General features: G+C 64.6%; 26 protein-coding genes. 15 read left to right on the top strand and 11 right to left on the bottom strand.

The features are described 5' to 3' along the window. The first annotated feature begins 55 nt into the window (after positions 1–55). Entirely contained in the window at positions 56–403 is a 348-nt protein-coding gene (locus AOT87_RS10220) for a hypothetical protein (protein WP_030094241.1), read from the top strand. Positions 404–448: 45 nt separating this feature from the next. Here the strand turns inward: AOT87_RS10220 and AOT87_RS10215 are convergent, their stop codons facing one another. Next, positions 449–1,102, bottom strand: coding sequence for a response regulator transcription factor (locus AOT87_RS10215; RefSeq protein ID WP_057969369.1), 654 nt, complete (start codon positions 1,100–1,102; stop codon positions 449–451). A 230-nt stretch (positions 1,103–1,332) separates the two neighbouring features. On the opposite strand from AOT87_RS10215, the gene AOT87_RS10210 reads away from it, so the two are divergent. The 4 genes from AOT87_RS10210 to AOT87_RS10195 all read left to right on the top strand — a co-directional run bounded on the left by AOT87_RS10210 (position 1,333) and on the right by AOT87_RS10195 (position 4,877). Beyond that, positions 1,333–2,691 (top strand): DUF4118 domain-containing protein, encoded by a 1,359-nt coding sequence (locus AOT87_RS10210; protein ID WP_256364548.1) that lies wholly within the window; start codon positions 1,333–1,335, stop codon positions 2,689–2,691. A 322-nt stretch (positions 2,692–3,013) separates the two neighbouring features. Continuing rightward, complete coding sequence (locus AOT87_RS10205) at positions 3,014–3,670, top strand: MspA family porin (protein WP_057969370.1); 657 nt, start codon at positions 3,014–3,016, stop codon at positions 3,668–3,670. A gap of 18 nt (positions 3,671–3,688) precedes the next feature. Next, positions 3,689–4,267: a hypothetical protein gene (locus tag AOT87_RS10200; protein ID WP_057969371.1), complete on the top strand. Its 579-nt coding sequence runs from the start codon at positions 3,689–3,691 to the stop codon at positions 4,265–4,267. Positions 4,268–4,307: 40 nt separating this feature from the next. Beyond that, entirely contained in the window at positions 4,308–4,877 is a 570-nt protein-coding gene (locus AOT87_RS10195; protein ID WP_057969372.1) for a hypothetical protein, read from the top strand. 102 nt (positions 4,878–4,979) lie between these two features. On the opposite strand, the gene AOT87_RS10190 is transcribed toward AOT87_RS10195, so the two are convergent. From AOT87_RS10190 to lmeA, 5 genes are all read right to left on the bottom strand, one after another. Beyond that, entirely contained in the window at positions 4,980–5,285 is a 306-nt protein-coding gene (locus AOT87_RS10190; RefSeq protein ID WP_005064245.1) for a DUF1416 domain-containing protein, read from the bottom strand. Positions 5,286–5,287: 2 nt separating this feature from the next. Continuing rightward, entirely contained in the window at positions 5,288–6,121 is an 834-nt protein-coding gene (locus AOT87_RS10185; protein ID WP_030094247.1) for a sulfurtransferase, read from the bottom strand. A gap of 36 nt (positions 6,122–6,157) precedes the next feature. Continuing rightward, positions 6,158–6,631: a DUF4395 domain-containing protein gene (locus AOT87_RS10180; RefSeq protein WP_057969373.1), complete on the bottom strand. Its 474-nt coding sequence runs from the start codon at positions 6,629–6,631 to the stop codon at positions 6,158–6,160. A gap of 166 nt (positions 6,632–6,797) precedes the next feature. Then, positions 6,798–7,217, bottom strand: coding sequence for a thioredoxin family protein (locus AOT87_RS10175; RefSeq protein ID WP_078323034.1), 420 nt, complete (start codon positions 7,215–7,217; stop codon positions 6,798–6,800). 44 nt (positions 7,218–7,261) lie between these two features. Then, a complete protein-coding gene (gene lmeA, locus AOT87_RS10170) occupies positions 7,262–8,059 on the bottom strand; it encodes a mannan chain length control protein LmeA (protein WP_030094250.1) in 798 nt (265 codons plus the stop codon). 150 nt (positions 8,060–8,209) lie between these two features. On the opposite strand from lmeA, the gene AOT87_RS10165 reads away from it, so the two are divergent. The 7 genes from AOT87_RS10165 to AOT87_RS10135 all read left to right on the top strand — a co-directional run bounded on the left by AOT87_RS10165 (position 8,210) and on the right by AOT87_RS10135 (position 15,126). Beyond that, a complete protein-coding gene (locus AOT87_RS10165) occupies positions 8,210–9,016 on the top strand; it encodes a response regulator transcription factor (protein ID WP_057969432.1) in 807 nt (268 codons plus the stop codon). 20 nt (positions 9,017–9,036) lie between these two features. Then, positions 9,037–9,930 (top strand): mycothiol synthase, encoded by an 894-nt coding sequence (mshD, locus tag AOT87_RS10160; RefSeq protein ID WP_057969375.1) that lies wholly within the window; start codon positions 9,037–9,039, stop codon positions 9,928–9,930. A 168-nt stretch (positions 9,931–10,098) separates the two neighbouring features. Next, complete coding sequence (pstS, locus tag AOT87_RS10155) at positions 10,099–11,238, top strand: phosphate ABC transporter substrate-binding protein PstS (RefSeq protein ID WP_057965196.1); 1,140 nt, start codon at positions 10,099–10,101, stop codon at positions 11,236–11,238. 78 nt (positions 11,239–11,316) lie between these two features. Continuing rightward, positions 11,317–12,393, top strand: a complete 1,077-nt coding sequence (pstC, locus tag AOT87_RS10150) for a phosphate ABC transporter permease subunit PstC (protein WP_057969376.1) — start codon at positions 11,317–11,319, stop codon at positions 12,391–12,393. Next, positions 12,390–13,298 carry a phosphate ABC transporter permease PstA gene (pstA, locus tag AOT87_RS10145; RefSeq protein WP_057969377.1) on the top strand — a complete coding sequence of 303 codons (909 nt, stop codon included), beginning with the start codon at positions 12,390–12,392 and terminating at the stop codon, positions 13,296–13,298. The genes pstC and pstA overlap by 4 nt, the downstream gene beginning before the upstream one ends. Before the next feature lie 10 nt (positions 13,299–13,308). Then, complete coding sequence (pstB, locus tag AOT87_RS10140) at positions 13,309–14,085, top strand: phosphate ABC transporter ATP-binding protein PstB (protein WP_030094256.1); 777 nt, start codon at positions 13,309–13,311, stop codon at positions 14,083–14,085. 114 nt (positions 14,086–14,199) lie between these two features. Next, positions 14,200–15,126, top strand: coding sequence for an NADP-dependent oxidoreductase (locus AOT87_RS10135; protein WP_057969378.1), 927 nt, complete (start codon positions 14,200–14,202; stop codon positions 15,124–15,126). A gap of 4 nt (positions 15,127–15,130) precedes the next feature. Here AOT87_RS10135 and phoU read toward each other — a convergent pair whose 3' ends face one another. From phoU to AOT87_RS10115, 4 genes are all read right to left on the bottom strand, one after another. Next, entirely contained in the window at positions 15,131–15,808 is a 678-nt protein-coding gene (phoU, locus tag AOT87_RS10130) for a phosphate signaling complex protein PhoU (protein WP_030094258.1), read from the bottom strand. A gap of 112 nt (positions 15,809–15,920) precedes the next feature. Further along, positions 15,921–18,218, bottom strand: coding sequence for an LCP family protein (locus AOT87_RS10125; RefSeq protein ID WP_057969379.1), 2,298 nt, complete (start codon positions 18,216–18,218; stop codon positions 15,921–15,923). A gap of 147 nt (positions 18,219–18,365) precedes the next feature. Further along, positions 18,366–19,541, bottom strand: a complete 1,176-nt coding sequence (gene dusB / locus AOT87_RS10120; RefSeq protein ID WP_057965195.1) for a tRNA dihydrouridine synthase DusB — start codon at positions 19,539–19,541, stop codon at positions 18,366–18,368. 11 nt (positions 19,542–19,552) lie between these two features. Further along, positions 19,553–20,557 (bottom strand): acyl-ACP desaturase, encoded by a 1,005-nt coding sequence (locus AOT87_RS10115; RefSeq protein WP_057969380.1) that lies wholly within the window; start codon positions 20,555–20,557, stop codon positions 19,553–19,555. Between the two features lie 213 nt (positions 20,558–20,770). Here AOT87_RS10115 and AOT87_RS10110 point away from each other — a divergent pair, with 213 nt between their 5' ends. After that, a complete protein-coding gene (locus AOT87_RS10110) occupies positions 20,771–21,118 on the top strand; it encodes a hypothetical protein (protein WP_057969381.1) in 348 nt (115 codons plus the stop codon). On the opposite strand, the gene AOT87_RS10105 is transcribed toward AOT87_RS10110, so the two are convergent. Further along, a complete protein-coding gene (locus AOT87_RS10105; protein ID WP_057969382.1) occupies positions 21,075–21,728 on the bottom strand; it encodes a TetR/AcrR family transcriptional regulator in 654 nt (217 codons plus the stop codon). The two genes, AOT87_RS10110 and AOT87_RS10105, sit on opposite strands and share 44 nt — an antisense overlap. Positions 21,729–21,802: 74 nt before the next feature. On the opposite strand from AOT87_RS10105, the gene AOT87_RS10100 reads away from it, so the two are divergent. Together AOT87_RS10100 and AOT87_RS10095 are read left to right on the top strand one after the other, a co-directional pair. Continuing rightward, entirely contained in the window at positions 21,803–22,813 is a 1,011-nt protein-coding gene (locus AOT87_RS10100; RefSeq protein WP_057969383.1) for an oxygenase MpaB family protein, read from the top strand. A 55-nt stretch (positions 22,814–22,868) separates the two neighbouring features. Continuing rightward, complete coding sequence (locus AOT87_RS10095) at positions 22,869–23,543, top strand: GAP family protein (RefSeq protein WP_057969384.1); 675 nt, start codon at positions 22,869–22,871, stop codon at positions 23,541–23,543. The last annotated feature ends 5 nt before the right edge of the window (positions 23,544–23,548 follow it).

The following is a 23,548-nucleotide window of genomic DNA, read 5'->3' as shown; positions in this document are numbered from 1 at the left end:
CGTGAATAAGAAATCAACTGTGTGGCAATCAAAATCAATACTCCGGGGCATCGGCATGGGTCTGGTCAGTCTCGCGCTCGTGGTGGCGACGCCGGGTCTTGCGTATGCGGCGACCGACAAGCCCACCCCGGTGCCATCGCCGAACCACGATGGTGAATGGCTCGACGGAGGCATGGCCCCGTCCGAAGCGCAGCAACCGCGCGACAGTGCCGGTGGTTGGGTCGACCATCCCGATGGCACCGGGCCGCAGTGCATGGACAGGGGCGTCATCTGCCGTACGGGAATCTGGTACCCCGACCAGGTTCAGAGTCAGCGCGGCCAGCCCGAATGGGCACAGCTGCCCGACGCCACCGGTCCCGAATGTGAGAACCCGGGTGTTGTCTGTGGAAACACCGCGTCATAGGTAGGACGGAAAACCTTCGGGGACAGTCGATTTACCTGTCCGGGATCAGCTGCCCGCCAGGAAGGTGATCACCGCCAGCACCCGGCGGTGATACTCGTCGGTTTCGGTGAGATTCAACTTCGTCATCACATTGTGGACGTGCTTTTCAACAGTGCTCTCCGTAATCCACAGTCTGCGGGCGATACCGGCATTGGAGTAGCCCTCGGCCATCACCCCCAGTACCTCCCGTTCCCGTTGGCTCAGGGCGTCGATCGGGTGATCCTGGCGGCGCGTCACCACCAGCTCTCTGACCAGTGCCGGATCCAGTACCGCGGCCCCGCCGGCAATCCGGTTCAGTGCGTCAAGGAACTCCGCGACATCGCCGATGCGACTCTTGAGGAGGTAGCCGCGCCCACCGCCGGTGGCTACGAGTTCGATCGCGTACTCCACTTCCACGTGTGCGGAAAGGACCAGCACCCCGATTCCGGGGAATTCCTTGTGTATCGCCCGGGCTGCGTCGAGTCCCTCCGTGGTGTGCGTCGGCGGCATCCGGATATCCGTGACAACGAGGTCGGGCCGTTGAGCCCTGACCAAGGCCATCAGGTCGACGGCGTCGCGTGCCTGGCCGACAACCTCGAAACTCGAACGTTCGAGAAGGCTGGCAATCCCTTCACGAAGGAGTACGTCATCATCGGCGATTACCACCCGCAAGGCGACCACAGCGACAGGGTAGCCGCGCAACCTGCGTGGCTATATTCGAAGTGGCGGGACGTATCTGGGTCCCGGAGGTAAGGAAGTTTCCCGACGTGACCCCCACCATCTCAACGCTGCCGCTGGGGCGGTCCAGGGTGGCCGGCGACGCGGTCGGCGATGACCACCGCGCGTCGTCACCCAGACTGCGGGGGTGGCTGACCCTGCCTTTCCGGCCGGGTGCGCCCCCTTCGGCGACTCTGGGAATCCTGGTGGCCGCAGGCTTTCTCGTCTGCGAAACCGTTGCCGCGCTGCTGCTGCGGCAGATCGCGCCCACCGAACGCATGGGCACCATCTACCTTCTGGGCATCCTGGTCGTATCGGCGATCTGGGGCCTGCGGCTCGCGGTGCTCACCTCCATCGCCAGTGCCATCACGTTCGACTACGTCCGGGATTGGCCGAACGGTCACGTGCTGTCGGTTGAGCTGCAAAACGGCGTGGTCCACGTGATTTTCCTGGTTGCCGCGCTGGTCGCCAATGGGTTGGCAAGCCTGGCCCGTGCACGCACCAACGAGGTCGAAGCGCGCCGCCAGGAGGCGGCCGCTATCGCCGAGCAACAGGCCGGGTTGCGCCGAATAGCGACCCTGGTCGCGCGTGAGGTACCGCCGGCGGAGGTCTTCGCGGCGTTGGTCGACGAGATGGTTCATTGTCTGCACGCCGACACCGCGGTTCTGTTGCGTTACGAGGCGGGCAACAACGTCACCGTCGTTGCGGCATCCGGCGAGGTAGGGATCGGCCACGTCCCGGGAACCCAGCTCACGCTGGATGACGATGTGCCTCCCGAAGAAGCGCTGGGATTCGGTGCCAGCTTGTCTACCCCGATCCGTGTCGGCGGGAACACCTGGGGGGCCGCGGTCTTACGGGGGGACGGCCTTGAGGTTGCGCCCGTCAATGACTTCGCCGATCTGGCGGCCACCGCCATCGCGAACGCTCACACCCGCGAAGAGCTCACGGCCTCTCGCGCGCGGATCGTGACAGCAGCCGATGAGGCACGTCGTCGCCTGGAGCGCGATTTGCACGACGGTGTCCAGCAGCGCCTGGCCTCGCTGCGACTGCGGCTCGGCATGATGACAGCGGAGCTGCCCGTCGGTGTTCCGGACCTGGCCAGCCAACTGGCCGAGTTGAATGCCGGGTTGGTCGGCGTCGCCGAAGATCTTCAGGAATTCTCGCGGGGTGTTCACCCGGCGATCCTGTCCAGCGGCTTGCGGCCCGCATTGTGCACGCTGGCCCGGCGTTCGGCTGTTCCGGTCACCATCGAGGTGAATGTGGACGGTGCCGTGGGCGAGTCGGTGGAGATGGCTGCCTACTACGTGCTGGCGGAGGCACTTGCCAACGCCGCCAAACACTCCGCGGCCAGTGGGGTGCGGGTTTCGGTGCGATGCGAGGGGCCCAACCTCCGTATGGTCATTCGCGATGACGGGGTGGGTGGGGCCAATCCCCGTAAAGGTTCGGGACTCGTTGGGCTGACGGACAGGGTCGAAGCACTCGGTGGGCAGTTGAGCGTGTCCAGCCCTGTCGGGCGCGGCACTTCCCTGGATATTTCGATTCCGATCCGCTGATTGGGTTGCCGCAGCGCGTGCGTGTGGGGGGTAACCCCACCTGCCCAATAGTGGCAAACCGCAACAAATTTCGCGTTTAGTCTCCGTTAACCGAGATTCGAGACGGCGTTAACGGCTCTCTAGCTAGATGAGATCCGTTCAATGGGAGAGCGTTTATCGGGCAATGGGCGCAGCATTTTAATTTCTGGATCTCTTTGCGAATCCTTCCTGGTGGGCAAATTGTGCCCGAAGCATGAACCGGAATAGCGGCTGAATTATGCCTGCCTGAATGGGTGCTTCTCATTGACGTGTTGCAGATGTCGAAACCATTGGAAAGGTTCACATGGCGGGAATGCTGGATCGATTTACACGCGCTGCATGTGTTGTGGCAGTGCTCTGCTCCATGGCGGCAATGGAAGCGCCCGCGGCATTAGCGGAACCGGTGACCATGCTGCCGGAGGACCTGGATCAGGTGACGCCGGATGGCTGGCATATTCGTTTGAACAGTTACAACGAGGTCGTCAACTCGATCCCAAACCTCGCCAATGCCACGAACTCCCGTGAGGCCTTCGTCAACCTCTACTCTTCGGCGACCGTCAGCGGCGGGCAGGGCTCGATTCTCGACAGCCTCTTCATCATGGGATACCAGTTGGGCTGTCAGTCCGACGTGTCCAGCGGGCTGCAGCTGGGTGGTGCCGTGTCTGGGGGTGTGAGCGGCACGGGCTCGCTAGGCTCGAGCAACTCCATCGGCGGATCGGCAGGAGCCGGTGCCACGGGATACGTGCAGACAGATCTGGAACCCGGCGTCATCGTTGATCTGCCGATGTCGAACATGGCGCTCAATCCCGCGGGCCGGGCAACATTGGATGTGACGAACCTGCATGTCAAGGTGGACGCCTGCGGTGGGGACGTCACCATCCGGTCCTACGGCTACCTGCGGATCTCGACCACCAATGCCCATTCCTCGTACGCCATCTATGGCGAACCCATCAAGATCTAGACGAGGACGGTCACCCGAATGGCATCACGCATCGGCAAGAGCACGGGAGTGCTCGTCGCTCTCCTCGGCGCGGGTCTTGTCCTCGCACCGACCGCACTCGCCGCCCCGTCGCCACCTGTCCCTCCGGGGCCGCCGCCGGGGTACGACGGGCTCCCGTACCACAACATGCCGGGCCGGATCGGCCACCAGCCCGGCGCTTACACCTACATCCTCGGCTTCTGGATGCGGCCGCGCCGCGTCCTGGACGCGGCCGGCACCAGCGCCATGAGCAATACCGATTCGGCGTCGGCCGAGTACGGAATGCCCGGCTCGGAACTCGGTGTCGAACCGCTGCGCAACTCGACGCTGGGAGTCGCGCCGGGTGTGCGGCCGGAATCGCCGATGGACTCGATCGGTGCGCCCGATCCCTCCGCCGGTGTGGTGCCGGGTGCCAGCCCGCCCGGTGGCGTCCCAGGTGGCCTGGAAGATCCCGTCCCGGGCACCCATCAACCACTACCGGCTGCCGACAGCGAGTCCGTCCAGCCGAAGGACAACGGAACCATCGCGCCTGGCTCACTCAACAGTGGACCGGACCTCGGCTCTGCCGCATCGCACTGAATTGTCCTGCACCGCAATCCAACACGAGGGATCTGAGAGTATGAGAGCTCGAATTCGTCAGGCCGGTGTCATCGCGGCGTTCGTGGGCGCCGGCGTACTGGGCGCGCCCATCGCCGCAGCCGACCCGTCCGTTCCGGGGGACCCCACCGGGCAGATCTACACGCCGCCCGGATACATCGGCTATTACCCCGGTGTCTATGGGTTGCAGTCCATTTGGTCGTTGACTCCGCCACCCCGAGTCCGCGACGCCGGCGGCACCAGGGCGATGACCAACGCCGACCCCATGTCATCCCATGTGGGTATGCCGGGCGATCGGCTGGGTGTGCAACTGAAGCATGTGACGGTCAAGCCCCATGAAGCCGGTCCGCTCGGGCAGGTGTTTGGCGCCCGTCCGTCGTCGCCCATGCAGCGGACCGGCGCACCGGAGGCCGCCGGGGGTACCGCGCCGGGGGCGACGGCCGCCACCGGCCGGCAGAACATCCCTACCGGGCAGCCCCTCGGTCTGGAGAATCCGGCCCCCACGGGGACCGTGCCGGATGCGCCGATACCCGGCTTGGAGGCTCGGCAACCGGCCCGGAGCGCGGTCGCCGCGCCGGACACCGCGAACTGAATCCGTCGGGCGGTCAGCTGCTGACACGAAAAGGCACCCAGGTACGTGATCCGGGCTGAATACGTACCTGGGTGCCTTATCGAGATAGAGCGAAAAGGGCGCTCAGCTTTCGATCTTGATGTCGACCTCGTGGATCCCGGCGCCGGTGGGGCTCACCGTCGCGGTGCCGTTCCCGGCCGAGGACAACGCCCGCAGCGTCCAGTCGCCCGGTGCGGCGAAGAACCGGAAGTCGCCGGTCGCCGACGCCACCACCTCGGCGGTGAACTCATCGGAGGAATCCAGCAGGCGCACAAAAGCACCGCCCACTGTCTGGCCGTTGCCATCGACCACGCGGCCGGTGATCACGGTTTCCTTCTCCACGTCGACGCCCGCCGGAATGGCCAGGCCCTGCTTCGGTGCACTGCACATAACTAGCTTCCCAACTCGATCGGGGCTCCCACCAGAGAGCCGTATTCGGTCCAACTGCCGTCGTAGTTCGTCACGTTCTGGTGTCCCAGGAGTTCCTGCAACACGAACCAGGTGTGCGAGGAACGCTCACCGATACGGCAGTACGCGATGGTTTCCTTTTCACCGTCCAGCCCCGCGTCGGCGTAGAGCTTGGCCAGCTCTTCATCCGACTTGAAGGTGCCGTCTTCGTTGGCTGCCTTGCTCCACGGGACGTTGATGGCGCCGGGGACGTGCCCGGGGCGCTGGCTCTGCTCCTGCGGGAGGTGCGCGGGAGCCAGGATCTTGCCGGAGAACTCGTCGGGCGAACGCACGTCGACCAGGTTCTTGGCACCGATGGCGGCGATCACCTCGTCGCGGAAAGCGCGGATGGAGTTATCCGGGGCGGCGGCCTGGTAGGACGTCGCGGGCCGGGAGACGGTGTCGGTGGACAGCGCGCGGCCATCCAGCTCCCACTTCTTGCGGCCGCCGTCGAGCAGCTTCACGTCCTGGTGCCCGTACAGCTTGAAGTACCAGTAGGCGTACGCGGCGAACCAGTTGTTGTTGCCGCCGTAGAGGACCACGGTGTCGTCATTGCTGATGCCCTTGTCGGACAGCAGCTTCGAGAACTGCTGCTGGTCGACGAAGTCACGCTTGACCGCGTCCTGCAGATCGGTCTTCCAGTCCAGCCTGACGGCGCCCTCGATGTGGCCGACGTCGTACGCGCTGGTGTCCTCGTCCACCTCCACGAACACCGTGTTAGGGGCGGAAAGGTTGTCTTGCGCCCATTGGGCGGAGACCAGTACGTCAGAGCGTGCCATAAAGGGCTTCCTTTCAGGGTAATTAGTTTTGTCGGGTTACTGAGCCGACGGTTGTGTGCGGCGAAAACGGGTGACGAGAGGGTACAGCTGGCAGCCCAGGCAGATGCCGAAGGCCGCGTTCAAGAATGCAGCGCCCAGCGCGAACGCCGTCGCGATCAAGCCAAGCAATGTGACGCCGGTGGCGAACCCGATGGTTCCGACCGCGGCGAAGGTGAAGCCCAGCAGTTGGGCGAACTGCAGCGGCGGGATGGGCTCGCGCTCGGTCACCGGGCTCAGCCTGGGCTGAATCAGCGTCCGGAAGATCGTGCCGTAGGGGCCGCGATGCGGCCCGAGCAGCGCGCCGATCGCAAAGACCACCGCTTGGAGTCCCAGGATGACCGCGGCCGCCACCGGCGACACGGCAGATACCGCCAGGGTGACGATGAGAACAGTGGTGGTGACCCAGGCGACGAAGCGGGGTCCGCGAACGTCAACCTGCGTGATTGAGGGCGTTGAGTGGGCAGTGGTCATGGATTGTTGTGCTCCTAAGGGTGGCGGATATGGCTACACCTGTTACGGCACACTCGAAGGTGGCCGCGATTAGCAGCAACAACAGCAGCAGCCCGCGACGCGGCACAGATCGACGGCGCGTCGTTTGGTGAGCATCGGCTCAAGGCGGGCTTGCACGGCGACGAGTTTACCCCGGCTGCGTCAGGCCTTGCAGGGCAGTGCGCAGGTCCGCGGCCTTCGGTACTCCCGAGACTCGATATGCCTGCCGTCCGGTGGCATCGAAGATGAAGGTGGTCGGCAGTGACAAGACCGACAGGGCCCGAGCCGCGTCGGGGTTTGCGTCGATATCGACCTCTATATGCGCCACCTCGGGCTGCTCGGCCGAGACCTGGTCCACGACGCGACGGACCGCCGCGCACGGGCCACACCACACCGCGCTGAAGTGCACGATTGTCGGTCCGGTGGCCGAGAGTGCGATACCTGGCGGGGCCTGCGCCTCGTCCGCGCCACCGGGGCCGGCACGCAGCTTGCCGGACTTGCTCTTGATGGCGACCGCGATGAGGCTCGACGCCAGCAGCGCGACCGCGATCGCAATGACAGCGGTCACCAACGGCGATGAGCCGCTCGCCGGAAGAGCGGACAAACCTGGCGTCATGACTGCTTGAACGCGTCCAGGGAGATGGTTACTCCCTTGGCGATACCTTCGATGATCACATCTGATCCACGTGCGCCGACCGTTGTTGGTTCGATGGCAAAGGGGAGCTTCTGCCGGGGGACCACCTTGGTGAACGCGGCGAACACACCCGCCTGCTGTTCCTCGGGCACGTCGCGGTCGGCCGTTCCCGGGCCTGTGACCACGGATGTGGCGACGAACTGAAGGTCTGTCTTGTCGCGTCCCCCGACGGAGACGTCTACGGACACGGTCACCTTATGTTGGAAATCACCCGTCTTCGGAGTGCCGGTGAACAGCAGACCGGTTCCGGTGGAGATGCCCGATTCGGTGGTGCCGCCGGTGGCGTCGTTCTGTTCTTTCGGAGGTGGTTCGACGGCGAGGTCGTTGATCCCCATGAATCGACCCAGGTGATTGGAGTCAATGATGATCCGGCTCTCCACCCGATCCACCCGCAGCGGGGAGTCCGGGCGGATCAACCAGGACGCCTGGGAGATATCGATGCCGTGCAGCGTGCCTTCCAGCGTTGCCTTCCCCGTTTCGGCGTGGTCCACGCCGTGCGCCTTGATCTCGACTTCCTTGTACCGGTGCGCCAGAGCCTGGGGGATGAACGGGAACACCAAGATGGCGACGGACGGATCGGAGCTCAGGTTCGCCTCGGCGCGCAGGGTCCGGGACAGCCGGTATTCGGCGTAAATCGCAAACCCGAAATCGGTGCCGGTGGCCACGATTGCCAGTGCACATACCGCCGCGATAGTGGCGATCAGGGGTTTGCGCATCTGCACATTCTGGCGTACTCCCGCGCGTTCGCGGTTCTCGGCCACGGACTGCTGGTGTTCATGCAGGCGGCTCATCCACGCTTACAAGCAGGTGGCGCGGTACATTATGGAACACCTGGAGACCGAAGCACCCGGGTGTTGGAGGGCTCGTTGGACCTGTTGCTGCTGACCGCTGACCCAAATCCGGACGCGGTGCTGCCGTCCTTGTCGCTGCTCGCCCATACCGTGCGACCAGTGCCCAGCGAGGTGTCCTCGCTGTTAGAGGCGGGCTCCGCCGACGTGGCGATCGTCGATGCGCGCACCGATCTGGCGTCGGCGCGCGGACTGTGCCGACTGCTGGGCGCGGCCGGATCCTCGGTTCCGGTGGTCGCCGTGGTCAACGAAGGCAGCCTGGTGGCAGTCAACGTCGACTGGGGTCTGGACGACATCCTGCTGCCCGGCACGGGACCCGCCGAGATCGACGCGCGGCTGCGTCTGCTGGTGGGGCGCCGTGCTGGCGCGGTCAACGTGGAGAACGCCAGCAAGGTGGTGCTCGGCGAACTGGTCATCGATGAGGGCACGTACACCGCGCGGTTGCGTGGCCGCCCGCTCGACCTCACCTACAAGGAGTTCGAGCTGCTCAAGTATCTGGCGCAGCATGCCGGCCGGGTATTCACCAGGGCCCAGCTGCTTCAAGAGGTGTGGGGATACGACTTCTTCGGTGGCACCCGCACCGTGGACGTCCATGTGCGACGGCTGCGCGCCAAACTGGGCGGTGAGTACGAATCGCTCATCGGCACCGTGCGCAATGTCGGTTACAAGGCGGTGCGCCCGCCGCGCGCGAAGGGTGATGCCGGCGGATCCGAGAGTGCCGGTGCCGTGGACTCTGACGACGACGCTGAACTGGACGACGACGTGCTCGATGACGGCGCCGACGAGGACATCACCGCCGAACCAGGGGCGCGCAACGCGGGCTGAATTCCGACTAGCGTGGCGGTATGACCGAATGGGTCCCGCTTCTTGATGATCAGCGCCAATTACAGATACGTGAGTTGATCGTCGAGGCCACTCGCGTCGACGGCATTGCCCCGGTGGGGGAGCAGGTGCTGCGGGAGCTGCGTGGAACCGGGGCCAAGCATCTGGTCGCCGAGGACGGCGACGATGTGGCGGGGTACCTGAACTTGGTGCTGCCCGATGAGGGCGCCGCCGACGAGAATGCCACGGCGATGGCCGAATTGGTGGTCGTGCCGGGGGCACGGCGCCGGGGAATCGGCTCGGCGATGATCCGGCTTGCCCTCGCGGAGGGCGGTGACGGTACCCGGATCTGGGCGCATGGCGACCTTCCGCCCGCCCGCGCACTGGCCGCGACGCTCGGACTGGTCGCGTTGCGGCGACTGCACCAGATGCGCCGACCGCTGGCAGATCTGCCTGCCATCTCCGCCGATGCGAGTGTCGTAATCCGCCATTATGCTGGGCCGCAAGATGATTCGGATATTCTGCGGGTCAACAATGCCGCATTCGCCTGGCATCCGGAGCAGGGAGGCTGGGGTCAGGACGATCTGTCCGCCCGGTTTGCCGAACCGTGGTTCGATCCGGGTGGTTTGTTCCTCGCGCACGACGCGCAAACCGGCGATCTTCTCGGATTTCATTGGACCAAAACGCATTTGGACAAGCCCGGAGTGGGCGAGGTGTACGTCGTCGGGGTTGACCCAGCCGCGCAGGGGCGGGGGCTAGGCCATCTGCTGACTCTGGTGGGGCTGCACCATCTGGCTGACGCCGGTCTGGGCACCGTGTTGCTGTACGTCGAGTCGGACAATGGCGCGGCCCTGCGGACGTATGAGCGGCTGGGATTTGCGGTGTTCCACACCGACGCGGCATACGGTCGGGCCTGACAAGGCGTTTACCTGCGATAACGACCGGACTGTCAAGTCTGTGAGTTCACTTTCCGTTCACCTGCGGTCGGGTGCCCGTCCATCGTCTGCCTTTAGTTTCCGGGGTGCGCGTAGAAGATCCACCCCCATCACCCGTCTTCCCATCACTCATGCGAGAAAGCGAGAGCCGTGAACCTCAAGGCCGTGAATCTTAAAAGCACCGGCACCACGATCTTCGCGGCAGCCGCCGCGGTCGCCTTGACCGCCGGCCTCGCCGCCTGCGGCAGCGACAACACCACGGGAGGCTCCTCCTCGAGCGCATCGGGCGCTGCTTCCGGCTCGGGTGAGTGTGCGGGCAAGGCCAAGCTGAGCGCCGAGGGTTCGTCGGCCCAGAAGAACGCCTTCGACATCTTCGCCAACGAGTACTCGACCGCGTGCTCCGGCAAGTCGATCAACTACAACCCCACCGGCTCGGGCAAGGGACGCGATAACTTCATCGCCGGACAGGTCGACATCGGCGGCTCCGACTCGGCGCTGTCCGAAGAAGAAGCGGGCAAGGCAAAGGAGCGCTGCAGCGGCAACGAGGCGTGGAACCTGCCCGTCGTCTTCGGCCCAATTGCCTTGGCGTACAACCTTCCCGGTGTCGACAAGCTGGTTCTGAACGCGGACGCGGCCGCCAAGATCTTCACCGGCGCCATCACCACCTGGAACGACCCGGCCATCGCCGCCCTCAACCCGGGTGTGACGCTGCCGGACACCAAGGTCACCCCCGTGTACCGCAAGGACAAGTCCGGTACCAGTGAGAACTTCGGCAAGTACCTCACCACCGCCGCGCCGGAGAGCTGGACCAAGGGCAGCAGCGGTACCTGGGAGGGCGGCGCCGGTGAGAGCGCCGAGAAGTCCTCGGGTGTGGCCGAGAAGGTCAAGGCTCTGCCCGGTGCCATCACCTACGTGGAGAAGGGCTACGCCGACGACCTCAAGATGCCGTACGCCCAGATCGACAGCGGTGCCGGCGCCGTCGCGCTGACCCCGGAGACCGCCGCCGCCTCGGTGGAGACCGCCAAGTTCGCGGGCGAGGGCAACGACCTCAAGCTGGACCTGGCCTCGATCTATGGGACCAAGACAGCCGGTGCCTACCCGATCGTGCTGGCCACCTACGAGATCGTCTGCTCCAAGGGCTACAAGGACGCTGACGTCGCCGCCGCGGTGAAGTCGTTCCTGACGGTCGCGGTGAACCAGGGCCAGAAGGGTCTGGCCGATGTCGGCTACGCCCCCCTGCCCACGCAGTTCAAGTCCCGTCTGGAGACGGCCATCAAGGCGCTCTCTTAGCAGCTGATTCGTCCCCACCCGGTGAGCTTGGGTGACCCGGGTGGGGACGTACCATCAACGACATAGACAGCGAGTTCAATGAGCAGCCAGACCAGCGGGATCGATCCCGTGGGGGTAGCCCGTCCGGCGGATCTTGACGGATCGGTCTTCGAGGAGAAGCCACAACCCATGAGCGACGAGGGCGACCATCAGCCACCCGCCAAGGCCACCAATACGGTCACGAAGACGGTCACCCGTCCCGGCGACCGCATCTTCTCCGGACTCGCCAAGGGGTCAGGTGTATTTGTTGTCGCGCTCATCGGTCTGGTGGCCGTATTCCTGATCCTGCGTGCCGTGCCGGCGCTGAGTAACGACGACGAGAACTTCTTCCTCTACAACGGGCCATGGCGCACTGACGACACGTCGCACATGCAATTCGGCGTGCTCGATCTGTTCCAGGTCACCGTCTTCGTCTCGGTCTTCGCGCTCTTACTCGCGATGCCGGTGGCTCTGGGCATCGCGATCTACCTGACCGAGTACGCACCCGCGCGGGTGCGTGGTCCGCTTGCCTACGTCATCGACCTACTGGCCGCGGTGCCGTCCATCGTCTACGGCCTGTGGGGCATCTACGTACTGGCTCCGGCGATCGCGCCGGTTGCCCTGTGGCTCAACAGAAATCTCGGATTCATCCCGCTCTTCGCCGATAGCCCCGTGAACATCGGAGGCGGCGGCAACCTGTTCACCGGCGGCATTGTGCTGGCGGTGATGATCCTGCCGATCATCGCGGCCGTGACGCGCGAGGTCTTCATTCAGACCCCCAAGGGGCAGATCGAGGCCGCGCTTGCGCTGGGTGCCACCAAATGGGAAGTGGTGCGCACCACCATCATTCCTTTCGGTACCTCCGGATATATCAGCGGTTCCATGCTGGGGCTCGGCCGTGCGCTGGGCGAGACTATCGCGCTGATGCTGATCCTGTCGGGCACCTCGGTGGCGTTCGGATGGTCGCTGTTCGACAGCGGAAGCACCTTTGCAACCCATATCGCTTCCAATGCATCGGAATTCAATAACGAACTAGAGGCCGGAGCATACATCGCGGCGGGGCTGGTGCTGTTCGTGCTGACATTCCTGGTGAACTCGGCGGCCCGTGCCGTCGTCGGCGGAAAGGGCCAGGCATGACCTCGACTCTCGACAGGCCCGTGAAGGAGCCCGCCTTCCATCCGCTCTCGGGCCGGCGCAAGGCCACCAACGCCCTTGCCACGGTGTTGGTCTCGGCCGCGGTGCTGATCGCGCTAATCCCGCTGGTGTGGGTGCTGTACACGGTGTTCGACCGTGGATTCACCGCCGTCCTCAGTGCGGACTGGTGGTTCAAATCGCAGAACATGATGACCAACCGGATCGCGGGCGGCGGTGCCTATCACGCCATCGTCGGCACGCTGTTCCAAGGTCTGTTCTGCGCGATCATCTCGGTGCCCATCGGCATCTTCGTGGCCATCTACCTGGTCGAGTACGGTGCGAACTCCCGGTTGGCCAAGGTCACCACGTTCATGGTCGACATCCTGACCGGTGTGCCGTCCATCGTCGCCGCGCTCTTCATCTACGCCCTGTGGGTGGCCACGCTAGGGCTGCCGCGGTCGGGCCTTGCGGTCTCACTGGCCTTGGTGCTGTTGATGATTCCGGTGGTGGTGCGTTCCTCGGAGGAAATGCTCAAGATCGTCCCGAATGATCTGCGCGAGGCCTCCTTTGCCCTGGGCGTGCCCAAGTGGAAGACCATCGCGCGCATCGTGCTGCCGACGGCACTCTCGGGTGTGGTCACCGGTGTGATGCTGGCGCTGGCACGCGTCATGGGCGAGACCGCGCCGCTGCTCGTGCTCGTCGGTTACAGCAAGCTGATCAACTACGACATGTTCGGCGGGGAGATGGCCTCACTCCCGGGCATGATGCTCGATCAGCGCAGTGGTTCGGTGGTGGGTCTTGCCGAGTCCCGGCTCTGGGGCGCTGCCCTCACCCTCATCTTGTTGGTCGCGATTCTCAACGTGATCGCCAAACTCATTTCGCGTTTCTTCGCGCCCAAAAAGGTCTAGGAAGGTAGTCATGGCCAAGCGTCTCGATCTCAAGGACGTCAACATCTACTACGGCAAGTTTCATGCCGTTCAGGATGTCGCGCTGTCGGTTCCGCCCCGCAGCGTGACGGCGTTCATCGGCCCGTCCGGTTGCGGCAAGTCGACGGTGCTGCGCACCCTCAACCGGATGCACGAGGTGACGCCCGGTGCCCGCGTCGAGGGTTCGGTGCTGCTCGATGGAGCCGACATCTACGGTGCCGGGGTTGACCCGGTGTCGGTGCGCAAGACCATCGGCATGGTGTTTCAACGGCCAAACCCATTCCCCACCATGTCGATTCGCGACAACGTGGTGGCCGGCCTGCGGTTGCAGGGTGTGCGCAGCAAGAAGACCCTTGACGAGGTCGCTGAGCGTTCGCTGCAGGGCGCCAACCTGTGGAACGAGGTCAAGGACCGTCTCGACCGCCCGGGCGGCGGGCTCTCCGGCGGTCAGCAGCAGCGTCTGTGCATCGCCAGAGCCATCGCCGTGCAGCCGGACGTGCTGCTGATGGACGAGCCGTGCTCGGCCTTGGACCCCATCTCCACGCTGGCCATCGAGGATCTGATCTCCGAGCTCAAGCAGGAGTTCACCATCGTCATCGTCACGCACAACATGCAGCAGGCCGCCCGCGTCAGTGATCAGACCGCGTTCTTCAACCTGGAGGCCGCAGGCAAGCCGGGCATGCTGGTGGAAATCGACGACACCGAGAAGATCTTCTCCAACCCCAGCCAGAAGGCCACCGAGGACTACATCTCCGGTCGTTTCGGCTGATCCAGATCGCACGATTGGCGCCGAGTCTGCATCTCACGACGGTTTTGTGCCTCGAAACGTCGTGAGACGCAGACTCGGCGGAATACCTCGGGCCGTGGCGCTGTCTTAGTCGGCATGACAAAGGCAGTGCAGTTCGACCAGTACGGCGACATCGATGTCCTGCAGGTGCGTGAGGTGCCGCGTCCGGTACCCGGGCCCACGGACGTGCTTGTGCAGGTGCGGGCCGCGGGAATCAACCCCGGTGAGGCGAAGATCCGTACCGGGATGCTGCACGATCGGTTCCCTGCGACCTTCCCCTCCGGGCAGGGCAGCGACCTGGCGGGTGTCGTGGTGGAGGTCGGCCACAGCGTGGCGCGTTTTGCACCAGGGGACGAGGTGTTCGGCTATACCGACGATCGGGCCAGTCACGCCGAGCTCGTCGTTGTTCCGGCCAGCCAACTGGTGACCAAGCCCGAGAGTTTGTCGTGGGAGGTGGCAGGCAGTCTGTTCGTCGCGGGTACCACCGCCTACGCCGCGGTCGGCTCGGTTGATCTGGCTCCGGGTGACGTGGTTGCCGTCTCTGGCGCGGCGGGTGGAGTGGGCACCATCGCCGTACAGCTCGCCAAGGCCGCTGGTGCGACCGTGATCGGTATCGCGGGGCCGGGTAACGACGAGTGGCTCACCGCGCATGGCGTCATCCCGGTCAACTACGGCGACGGGCTGGCGGACCGCATCAAGGCAGCAGCGCCCGAGGGGCGGGTCGACGCCTTCCTCGACCTCTTCGGCGGGGGCTACGTGGAGCTGGCGCTCAATGAGCTTGGAGTGGAGCTGCGGCGAATCGACACCATCATCGATTTCGCGGCGATCGAGCGATACGGCGTGCAAAGTGTGGGAAACGCCGAAGGCGCCTCTGCGCAGGTGCTCGCCGAGCTGGCCGCACTGATTGTCGACGGAAAGCTGGATGTGATTGTCGCGCAGACGTTCCCGCTGGACGAGGTGCGCAATGCGTACGAACTTCTAGAGCGGCAGCACACCCGGGGAAAGATCGTTTTGGTGCCTTAGCCGCTCAGAGCGACGTCAGGTGGTCGTGGCCCTGTCCCTCGGGCGGCAGGGTGCCGGTCACCTGGAAGATGACCCGGCGGGCGACCTCGACCGCGTGGTCGGCGAAGCGCTCGTAGAAGCGGCCCAGCAGCGTCACGTCGACGGCGGCGGCCACTCCGTGCTTCCACTCGCGGTCCATGAGCACGGTGAACAAGTGCCGGTGCAGGTCATCCATCGCATCGTCTTCCTCGTTGATGCGAGCGGCCTTCTCCGGGTCGCGAGTCAGCAGCACCTCTTGCGCACTGTTACCCAAATCGACCGCGACGCGGCCCATTTCGGCAAAGTATCCGTTGACCTCTTCGGGCAGTGCGTGCTGCGGATGGCGGCGCCGGGCGATCTTGGCGACGTGCAGCGCCAGAGCGCCCATCCGGTCCACGTCGGCGACGATCTGGATGCTGCTGACAACCTCGCGGAGGTCTCCGGCCACGGGAGCCTGCAGGGCCAAGATGGCGAAGGCATTCTCCTCGGCGGCGGCGCTCATCGCGGTGATCTGCTCGTGGTCGGAGATGACCTGCTCGGCGAGCACGAGATCGGCCTGCAGCAGTGCACGAGTGGCCCGCTCCATGGCGGCTCCGGCCAACCCACACATCTCCCCCAGCTGTGCCGATAGTGAGGACAGCTGCTCCTGAAACGCGGTACGCATGGATCAAGCCTACGGACCCGCCGTCGTTGAGTCATGGCCCTGGCGTGAACGGCGAGTGAATGCCGCCACAGGTTCCGTGAAAGAAACTGAGATCAGCGTCTAAATAGACGGACTATCCGCAGGTAGCGTCGCCGGCATTGACGACCGTCAGGTCCATGGGGAGCTCGGCGGGCGCCATCGCGCCCGAGGACAGCTGTAACGGCACGGTCGAGCCGGCGGCGGGCGGAGCCTGCAAGTTCGCGGTGGAGGCGTAGTCACTGCCCAGGACCACACGCACGGTGGTTTGTGCGCCGTTGATCCGTTGCAGCTTGGCACCGCCGAAGGAGGCGGCAACGGTCGCGGCCTGCTGCTCGTGCCCCGGCGAGAAAAAGACCGTGGTGGAGGGCAGGGCGGACGGATAGTCGTCGGTAGCGGTGATGCCGAATCCATAGTGGGTCAATTGGCTCGCAGCCGACGCTGCCAGGCCCGTTTGGCCCGTGCTGTTGGATACGTGCACATTGATCTCGCTGGGCTCGGTGGTTACCAGATCGACGGGCTCGCTTGGCGTAGCGGCCGGAGTTGGTGTGGCGGTGGATGTTTCGCCGAGTTCGCTTGCTGCTCCGTGCTCGCTGGACGCCAGCGTGGTGTCCTGGGTGGTGGTGCCGGGCATCGGAACGCGGGTGCCGTCGGGCTGCAGCTCGCCGGGCAGCGGATCATCATTGATGATGGCGTCGAAGATCTTTCGGATATCCGTGGTGCGGGGCGTCTCATTGCCTTCGGAATCGGTGCCGTCGGTCGGCACCGTCAGGAAGGTGATTCGGCCGGCCTTCACGTCCTGGAGCGACTGCCCCAGGTCCACAAGGTCTTTGGTCCTGATGTTGTCGACGTAGGAGTCGTCGATGAAGGTGTTCACCACGTTGTTGAGCTTGCTCAACGAGAAGAACGTGTTGTGCGAGATCATCGAACGCAGCAGGGACGACAGGAACAACTGCTGGCGCTTGATGCGTCCGTAGTCGCCGTTGTATTCGGTGGTGACCTGGCGTGCGCGCACGTACTGCAGGGCGGTGTGCCCGTCAATCGTTTGGCGCCCAGCGTTTTCCAGCACGGTGCCCAGCTCGTAGTCTTCGATCGGCGTGGGCGTGCACACCTCGACGCCGCCGAGCGCGTCGACCATCTTGGAGAAGCCGGCGAAGTCCACCCCGAGGAAGCGGTTGATGTTCAACCCCGACATCTTCTGGATGACCTTGACCAGACACTTGGGTCCGCCGTATGCGAATGCCGAATTGAGTTTGGTTTCGGTGTATGCCTTATCGGGCCCGTAGGACCGGGTGTCCTCGTTCCAGACCTCGCACAGTGTCGGCTGGATCGCCAGATCACGCGGGAAGGACACCACCGCGACACGCTTACGGTTCGCCGGGATGTTGACCAACATGATGGTGTCCGAGCGGGTGCCCTCGGCGTCGGAGGTGTCTCCGGCTCCCATGTTGCTATTGGCGCCTGCCCGGGTGTCCACGCCGATGATCAGGAAGTTCTCGTCGCCGTATTGAGCGTTGGGATCGCGAATATCGTGAGAGTTGGGGTCCAGCGCCTCGACGCGGTTGAGTCGGTTGTTCTTGACGTTGCTCCACTGCCACGCACCGCCGGTCAGAGCCAGGGAGCACACCGCGACGACGGCGGCGATGGAGCGTCCGAGGTAGATGGGCCGCCGCGAGCGCTTGGGTTCAGGTTCCCGAACAGAGGCTTCCGGATTGCCCACCCGGATCGGAATGGCGCGGGTGTCGATGTTGTCGTCCAGATTCGATGCCCGTACGCGGCCCGCGGCGGCCTTGTCATAGAGGGGGGCGTCGTCCGGGTAGTCCACAAAGTCGGGGTGTTCATCGGGGTGGTGATCGAGATGGGGCATGTCCTGCGGCACCTGCGGCAGGACATCGGTGTGGCTCTCGTCGGCGATCGGGCCGGGAGTGGGCTCCTCGGCGCGGTCCTCGTCCTCTGAGCGAGCGTGCCGCCTCGATCGGCGCCCACCGCCAGCACCCTCGCGGGCCAGGAGGTCGGCCACGGACAGGGAGTGCGAGCCGGTCTCGTGTGCCGACGGCGCGGTCTCCTCCGGCGCGGGAGTTGGCTTGGCTCCGCTGGGAGCCGGTCGGGGAGGCCGTGCGGCCTGTCTGGGTGCGGGCCGGGGAGAACGCGACGACGGCTCGGCGCGCAGCGTCTCGCGCACCGACTGCTCGATCTCCAAGCGCCGGGTCCACTCGTCGTCGGTGGGGTCAGGCAGCGAGTGATTCAGGGCCGGCGGTGGTGTCCACGGTGTGTTGGATCGTTCCGGCGCCACGTCGATGTCAGGATGACTGCCAACGGGCTCGATGGCGCGTTCCCATGGCGCCGCGCCATATGCGCGTGGTTGGGCAGGAGTGGCGTTGGGGCCATCACCCATGTTCAACCTCGCTTAAAACGTCTGGACAGTTGCAAGTACACGGCACACCGGCAGCACATAGCGCCGTGCCCGGGGCACGGTCGTCGTCACATGCTACTGAGCATTGCCGCAGATCACCATGCCCAGTGACCGAGATGTGACCCCACGTCACCCGCCAGAGTGCATGACATCGGCGGCCGAGGGAACAGTGCAATCGTCGGGGTCATTGAGCCAGCCATCGGGTAGCGACACCTTGCCCGGTGACCCCTGGCGCCCGCGGGGGCCGTTTCCGCCTTCGGGGAAAGGAGCCGTGGCGTCCAGCTGATGGAGAAGGGTGTCCAGCTCGGCGAGGGTACTGACGAGCGCGAGCGCCCGGCGGAGGTCTCCACCGGCCGGGAAGCCGTGCAGATACCACGCGATGTGCTTGCGCATATCGCGCAACGCCTTGTCCTCCCCAAAATGGTCGACGAGCAACACCGCATGACGCCGCATGATGTCCGTGACCTGACCGAGATTCGGGGGCTCGGGAATCGTCTGACCGTTGAATACGGCACTCAACTCGGCGAAGAGCCAGGGTCGGCCGAGGCAACCGCGACCGATGACAACACCGTCGCAGCCCGTCTGCTCCATCATCACGACCGCATCGGCGGCATCGAAAATGTCGCCGTTCCCGAGAACGGGGATGGTTGTGACGTGATTCTTGAGTGCGGCGATCTGGTTCCAGTCGGCGGCCCCGGAGTAACGCTGAGAGGCGGTGCGCGCGTGTAGTGCGACGGCCGCGGCGCCCTCTGCCTCGGCGATGGCTCCGGCATCCAGATGGGTGTGGTGGTCGTCGTCGATGCCGACGCGGAACTTGACCGTCACCGGTATGTCGGTGCCCTCGGTGGCCCGTACGGCGGCGGAGACGATCTGGCCGAACAGTCGCCGTTTATAGGGAAGCGCGGCCCCTCCGCCATTTCGGGTGACCTTGGGTACCGGGCAGCCGAAATTCATATCGATGTGGTCGGCGAGATTCTCGTCGACCACCATCTTGGCGGCGCGGTAGGTCGTTTCCGGATCCACCGAGTAGAGCTGCAGCGAGCGTGGCGACTCTTCGGGGGAGAAGGTCGTCATGTGCAGGGTGACGGGGTGGCGTTCGGCGAGTGCCCGTGCGGTCACCATCTCGCAGACATACAGTCCGCTCACGGTGCCGGTGGTGGCCAGCTCGAGCTCCCGGCACAACGTCCGGAACGCCACGTTGGTGACACCCGCCATCGGCGCCAGTACGACCGGGCTAGGCAATGCCAAAGACCCGATCCGCAGTTCGCGGGATCGGGCCTTCGGGAGGTCGACGGATGCGGTCACGTGTCAGTCGATTAGACGCTGACCGCTTCCCTGGCTGCCTTGGCGGCGTTGCGTTCGGCGCGTTTGGCCTGGCGCTCCAGGTACTTGGCCTTGACTTCCTCGAAGTCCTCGGAGGTCTTCTTGAGGTCACCGATGATGCGTTCGACACCCTCGCGGTACTCGTCGCCCTCGCCGTTGATGTCGTCACGATCGAAGATGCGCCACTTACGCAGCACCGGCAGCACCACTTCCTCGAGGTGTGACTGCGGGTCGTAGACGCCGCCGGTGGCGATGGTGACCGCGTTACGGCGGAAGCCCGGAATCGTGTAGCCGGGCATCTTGAAGTTGTCGAGCACCCGGAAGATGGACTTCATGGCCTGGTTCGGGGCGATCTTGAGACCGGCCTCGACCATGTTGCGGTAGAAGATCATGTGCAGGTTCTCGTCGGTGGAGATGCGCTTGAGCAGCTCATCGGCGATCGGCTCGGCGCAGGCCTTACCGGTGTTGCGGTGCGAAACCCGGGTGGCCAGCTCCTGGAACGTCACGTACACCACCGAGTCGAACAGGCTCTCGGCAAAGAGTTCCTCGCCGCCCTGGCGGTTCTGGCCGGGGGAGAAGCCGCGAGTCATCTGCTCCACGCGCAGCTTCTCGAGTTCGAACGGGTCCACCGAACGGGTCACCACCAGGTAGTCGCGGATGGCGATGCCATGGCGGTTCTCTTCGGCGGTCCACCGGTTCACCCAGGTGCCCCACGGCCCGTCCATGGTGAAGTTCATGGCGATCTCGCGGTGATACGAGGGCAGGTTGTCCTCGGTCAAAAGATTGGTGATCATGGCGACCTTGGCCACCTCGGAGAGCTTGGACTGCTCGGGGTCCCAGTCCTGACCACCTAGAGCCTTGTAATTCTTGCCCTCTGACCAGGGGACATAGTCATGCGGGTTCCAGTCCTTGGTGACGCCGAGGTGGCGATGGACATTCTCCTCGACCACGGGCTCAAGCTCATGGAGCAGCTCCAGGTCGGTGAATTCCTTCTGCATGGATATCCCTCAGGTTCGACAGAGTTATCTGTATCTGGAAGTTGCAGTCAATATATCTGTAAACGACGGTTGCATACAAGTGGACGGACTGTGGCGCACAACAACGTGCCCGCGGGCCCTCTGGCGTGCGGATGAAGGCATTTCTCGCTCGAGCTGCGAGGCCTGTACACCCGCAGTATGCTTGCTGACAACCCAAAGATGGAGGTGTAACCAGTGAAGTCGGTAGTGAACGCGGCCATTGTCACGGTTGCGGGTGCGGGTTTTTCGTTGGCGATGGCGGGGCTGGCCCATGCGGGTGGTCCGACCGATACCACCGGGCAGTTCTACAGCGACGCCTCCTCGACCCTCAAGGGTGAGGGCTACACGGTCGTTGTGGCTGGCCGTTCCGGTGATCAGGTAGGGCTGGACGACTGTCTTGTCTCGCACCAGGAAGCATTCACCGTCAAGAAGGGTCAAGACGACCGCGGAAAGATGGTTCATGTGACCCTGCGCTGCTACAAGGTGGAGGTCGCGGCGGCTAAGAAGGCTGCCGAGGAGAAGGCGAAGTCTGCGGCGGCGTAGTCGTCCCAGTCGTTGTCGTCGGCGTCGAGTTCGCGCCCTGTAGCAGTATCTGCACGCAGTAGTCCACGAACCGCTGGCGTTCCACTTTCAGCTCCTCATTCAGGTATCCCCTGAAAAGGCTTGTCAGCGCACCGACCAAACTGGTCGCGACCAGTTGTTGCTGCACCTCGTCGGCCAGATTGGTGCTGAGCTTTCCCTGCAACAACGCGACGAATCGCGGCAGCCAGTCGTAACCGGACTCCGAGAGCGTTGGCTCAAATGTCGGCGCTATCAAGAGAACTCGCCCCATGGTGGGTTCGTCCACCATCAGCCGGACGAACGCGTCGACACCTTCGTGTGCCGACCGCGCGCCGCTGAGCGCTTCGATCGCACGAAATCCCACGTGGTCGTAGACCGCCCGGACAAAGGTGTCGCGGTCGGAGAAGTTCTCGTAGAAGTACCGCTCGGTCATGCCGGCGGATCGACATACGGCACGGACGGTGACGGCAGGCCGTGGGCTCACGCCGAGTAGCCGCACGCCCGCTGCCATGAGCTCGCGCCGCCGCTCATCGGCGCGCTCGGCCGCCGAGATACCCGCCCAGCTACGTCGCTGCGCTTGACCGTTCGTCACGGGCCTCCTAATCTGATATCAAAGTTGACAACCCTGATTGTCACTATACGTCGAACTGCAATGGAGCGTTCCGAATGGTCAACGATATGTCCGAGCTCGCCCAGTCTGCCGCGGAATCCGGTGCGTTCGTGTCGGGCTGCCCAGTGAGTCATGGCGCGGCTTCGTCGACCACCGTGCCGCTTGGCCCGGAATCGTTGACGTGGAAGTACTTCGGCGATTGGCGTGGGGTGCTGCAAGGCCCCTATGCCGGGTCCATGCAGAACATGCATCCACAACTGGGCGCGGCCGTCGAACAGCACTCCCTGTTCTTCCGGGAACGTTGGCAGCGGCTCCTGCGCTCGTTGTATCCGATCGGTGGCGTCGTGTTCGACGGGGATCGCGCACCGATGACGGGTGCCGAGGTGCGCGACTATCACGTCAACATCAAGGGAGTCGACGATCAGGGGCGCCGGTACAGCGCACTCAATCCGGACGTCTTCTACTGGGCGCACGCGACCTTCTTCATGGGCACGATCGTCGTCGCGGACTGGCTCAGCGGCGGTATCGGTGAGGCCGAGAAGCGTCAGCTCTTCGATGAGCACATCACGTGGTACCGGATGTATGGCATGAGTATGCGGCCGGTGCCGAAGACCTGGGAGGATTTCCAGGGGTACTGGGATCACATGTGCACCAACGTCTTAGAGGACAACAAGGCCACGCGCGATGTGCTTGACCTGTCCACTTTGGCGGTGCCGCCGTTTGCGCCCTGGATTCCCGAGGGGCTGTGGCGGTTCCAACGGCGTTTGGTGGCGCCGATGTTTGTCTGGCTGACCGTTGGGCTGTACCACCCGGCCGTTCGGGAACGTTTCGGCTACACCTGGTCTGCGCGCGACGAATGGTGGCACCGAAAGTTCGGGCAGGCCGTCAATGTGCTCTTCAAGTTCGTGCCCGAGCGCAAGCGCCGTCACCCCCGGGCCCGCGCCGGATGGGATCGCGCGGTTGGGCGTACACCGGCGGATGCGCCGCTGCCGCAGACCCCGGACCGCAACCTGCCGCCGCTGGATACCTGGGGCAGCCCCAACCACTACAACCCCAAGGTGTCATAGCCGTTGTTCGCCTTTCGCCGGTGACAGCGCGGTCTACCTGCCATGATTTCTGCTCATGGCAGGAAGTTGGGGCTCTGTCCTTACCGGACTCGTTCCGCTCGGATTGGTTGTCGCGCTCTCGCCGATCACCGTCATCCCGGCAGTGTTGGTCTTGCAAGCGCCACGGCCACGGCCGAGTGGGCTTGCCTTCCTGGCCGGATGGCTCTTCGGCCTCGCCGCGCTCACGGCGCTGTGTGTCTCGGCCACAGGTTTACTCGGCGGGCTACACCGATCGGCGCCGAACTGGGCCTCGTGGGTGCGGGTGGTCCTCGGCTCGGTGCTGATCCTGTTCGGTATCTATCGATGGCTGACCCGGCATCATCACACCGACTCACCGGCCTGGATGCGAACGTTCTCCACCATCGGCCCGGCCCGGGCGGCGATCACCGGGACGGCCCTGGTGCTGGTGCGGCCGGATGTCCTGTTCATTTGCGTCCCAGCCGGATTGGCGATTGGTGCCAGTGGGCTGGATCTCGCTGATCGGTGGACGGCAGCGGCGTTCTTTGTCGTTGTCGCCGCCTCGACCGTCGCTATCCCGATACTGGCCTACGCGGCGGCGGGCCACCGGCTCGATGACACGATGAGCCGGCTCAAGGATTGGATGGAGAAGAACAACGCGGCCCTGATGGCCACCATCTTGATCGTGATCGGTGTGTTGGTGCTATACAACGGAATTCACGCGTTGGCCTGAGGCCG

The sequence above is a fragment of the Mycobacteroides sp. H003 genome (genome assembly GCF_001440135.1).
Classification (GTDB): domain Bacteria; phylum Actinomycetota; class Actinomycetes; order Mycobacteriales; family Mycobacteriaceae; genus Mycobacterium; species Mycobacterium gwanakae.
This window is presented reverse-complemented; position numbering and strand designations above follow the sequence as displayed.

Excerpts from the sequence above, each read along its gene's own strand:
- AOT87_RS10100 (WP_057969383.1), top strand. The coding sequence starts at position 21,803 with ATGGTCAACGATATGTCCGAGCTCGCCCAGTCTGCCGCGGAATCCGGT.
- AOT87_RS10185 (WP_030094247.1), bottom strand. The coding sequence starts at position 6,121 with ATGGCACGCTCTGACGTACTGGTCTCCGCCCAATGGGCGCAAGACAAC.
- AOT87_RS10205 (WP_057969370.1), top strand. The coding sequence starts at position 3,014 with ATGGCGGGAATGCTGGATCGATTTACACGCGCTGCATGTGTTGTGGCA.
- pstA (WP_057969377.1), top strand. The coding sequence starts at position 12,390 with ATGACCTCGACTCTCGACAGGCCCGTGAAGGAGCCCGCCTTCCATCCG.
- lmeA (WP_030094250.1), bottom strand. The coding sequence starts at position 8,059 with ATGCGCAAACCCCTGATCGCCACTATCGCGGCGGTATGTGCACTGGCA.
- phoU (WP_030094258.1), bottom strand. The coding sequence starts at position 15,808 with ATGCGTACCGCGTTTCAGGAGCAGCTGTCCTCACTATCGGCACAGCTG.
- AOT87_RS10190 (WP_005064245.1), bottom strand. The coding sequence starts at position 5,285 with ATGTGCAGTGCACCGAAGCAGGGCCTGGCCATTCCGGCGGGCGTCGAC.
- AOT87_RS10195 (WP_057969372.1), top strand. The coding sequence starts at position 4,308 with ATGAGAGCTCGAATTCGTCAGGCCGGTGTCATCGCGGCGTTCGTGGGC.
- AOT87_RS10180 (WP_057969373.1), bottom strand. The coding sequence starts at position 6,631 with ATGACCACTGCCCACTCAACGCCCTCAATCACGCAGGTTGACGTTCGC.
- mshD (WP_057969375.1), top strand. The coding sequence starts at position 9,037 with ATGACCGAATGGGTCCCGCTTCTTGATGATCAGCGCCAATTACAGATA.
- AOT87_RS10125 (WP_057969379.1), bottom strand. The coding sequence starts at position 18,218 with ATGGGTGATGGCCCCAACGCCACTCCTGCCCAACCACGCGCATATGGC.
- pstB (WP_030094256.1), top strand. The coding sequence starts at position 13,309 with ATGGCCAAGCGTCTCGATCTCAAGGACGTCAACATCTACTACGGCAAG.
- AOT87_RS10115 (WP_057969380.1), bottom strand. The coding sequence starts at position 20,557 with ATGCAGAAGGAATTCACCGACCTGGAGCTGCTCCATGAGCTTGAGCCC.
- pstC (WP_057969376.1), top strand. The coding sequence starts at position 11,317 with ATGAGCAGCCAGACCAGCGGGATCGATCCCGTGGGGGTAGCCCGTCCG.
- AOT87_RS10095 (WP_057969384.1), top strand. The coding sequence starts at position 22,869 with ATGGCAGGAAGTTGGGGCTCTGTCCTTACCGGACTCGTTCCGCTCGGA.
- AOT87_RS10135 (WP_057969378.1), top strand. The coding sequence starts at position 14,200 with ATGACAAAGGCAGTGCAGTTCGACCAGTACGGCGACATCGATGTCCTG.
- AOT87_RS10200 (WP_057969371.1), top strand. The coding sequence starts at position 3,689 with ATGGCATCACGCATCGGCAAGAGCACGGGAGTGCTCGTCGCTCTCCTC.
- AOT87_RS10220 (WP_030094241.1), top strand. The coding sequence starts at position 56 with ATGGGTCTGGTCAGTCTCGCGCTCGTGGTGGCGACGCCGGGTCTTGCG.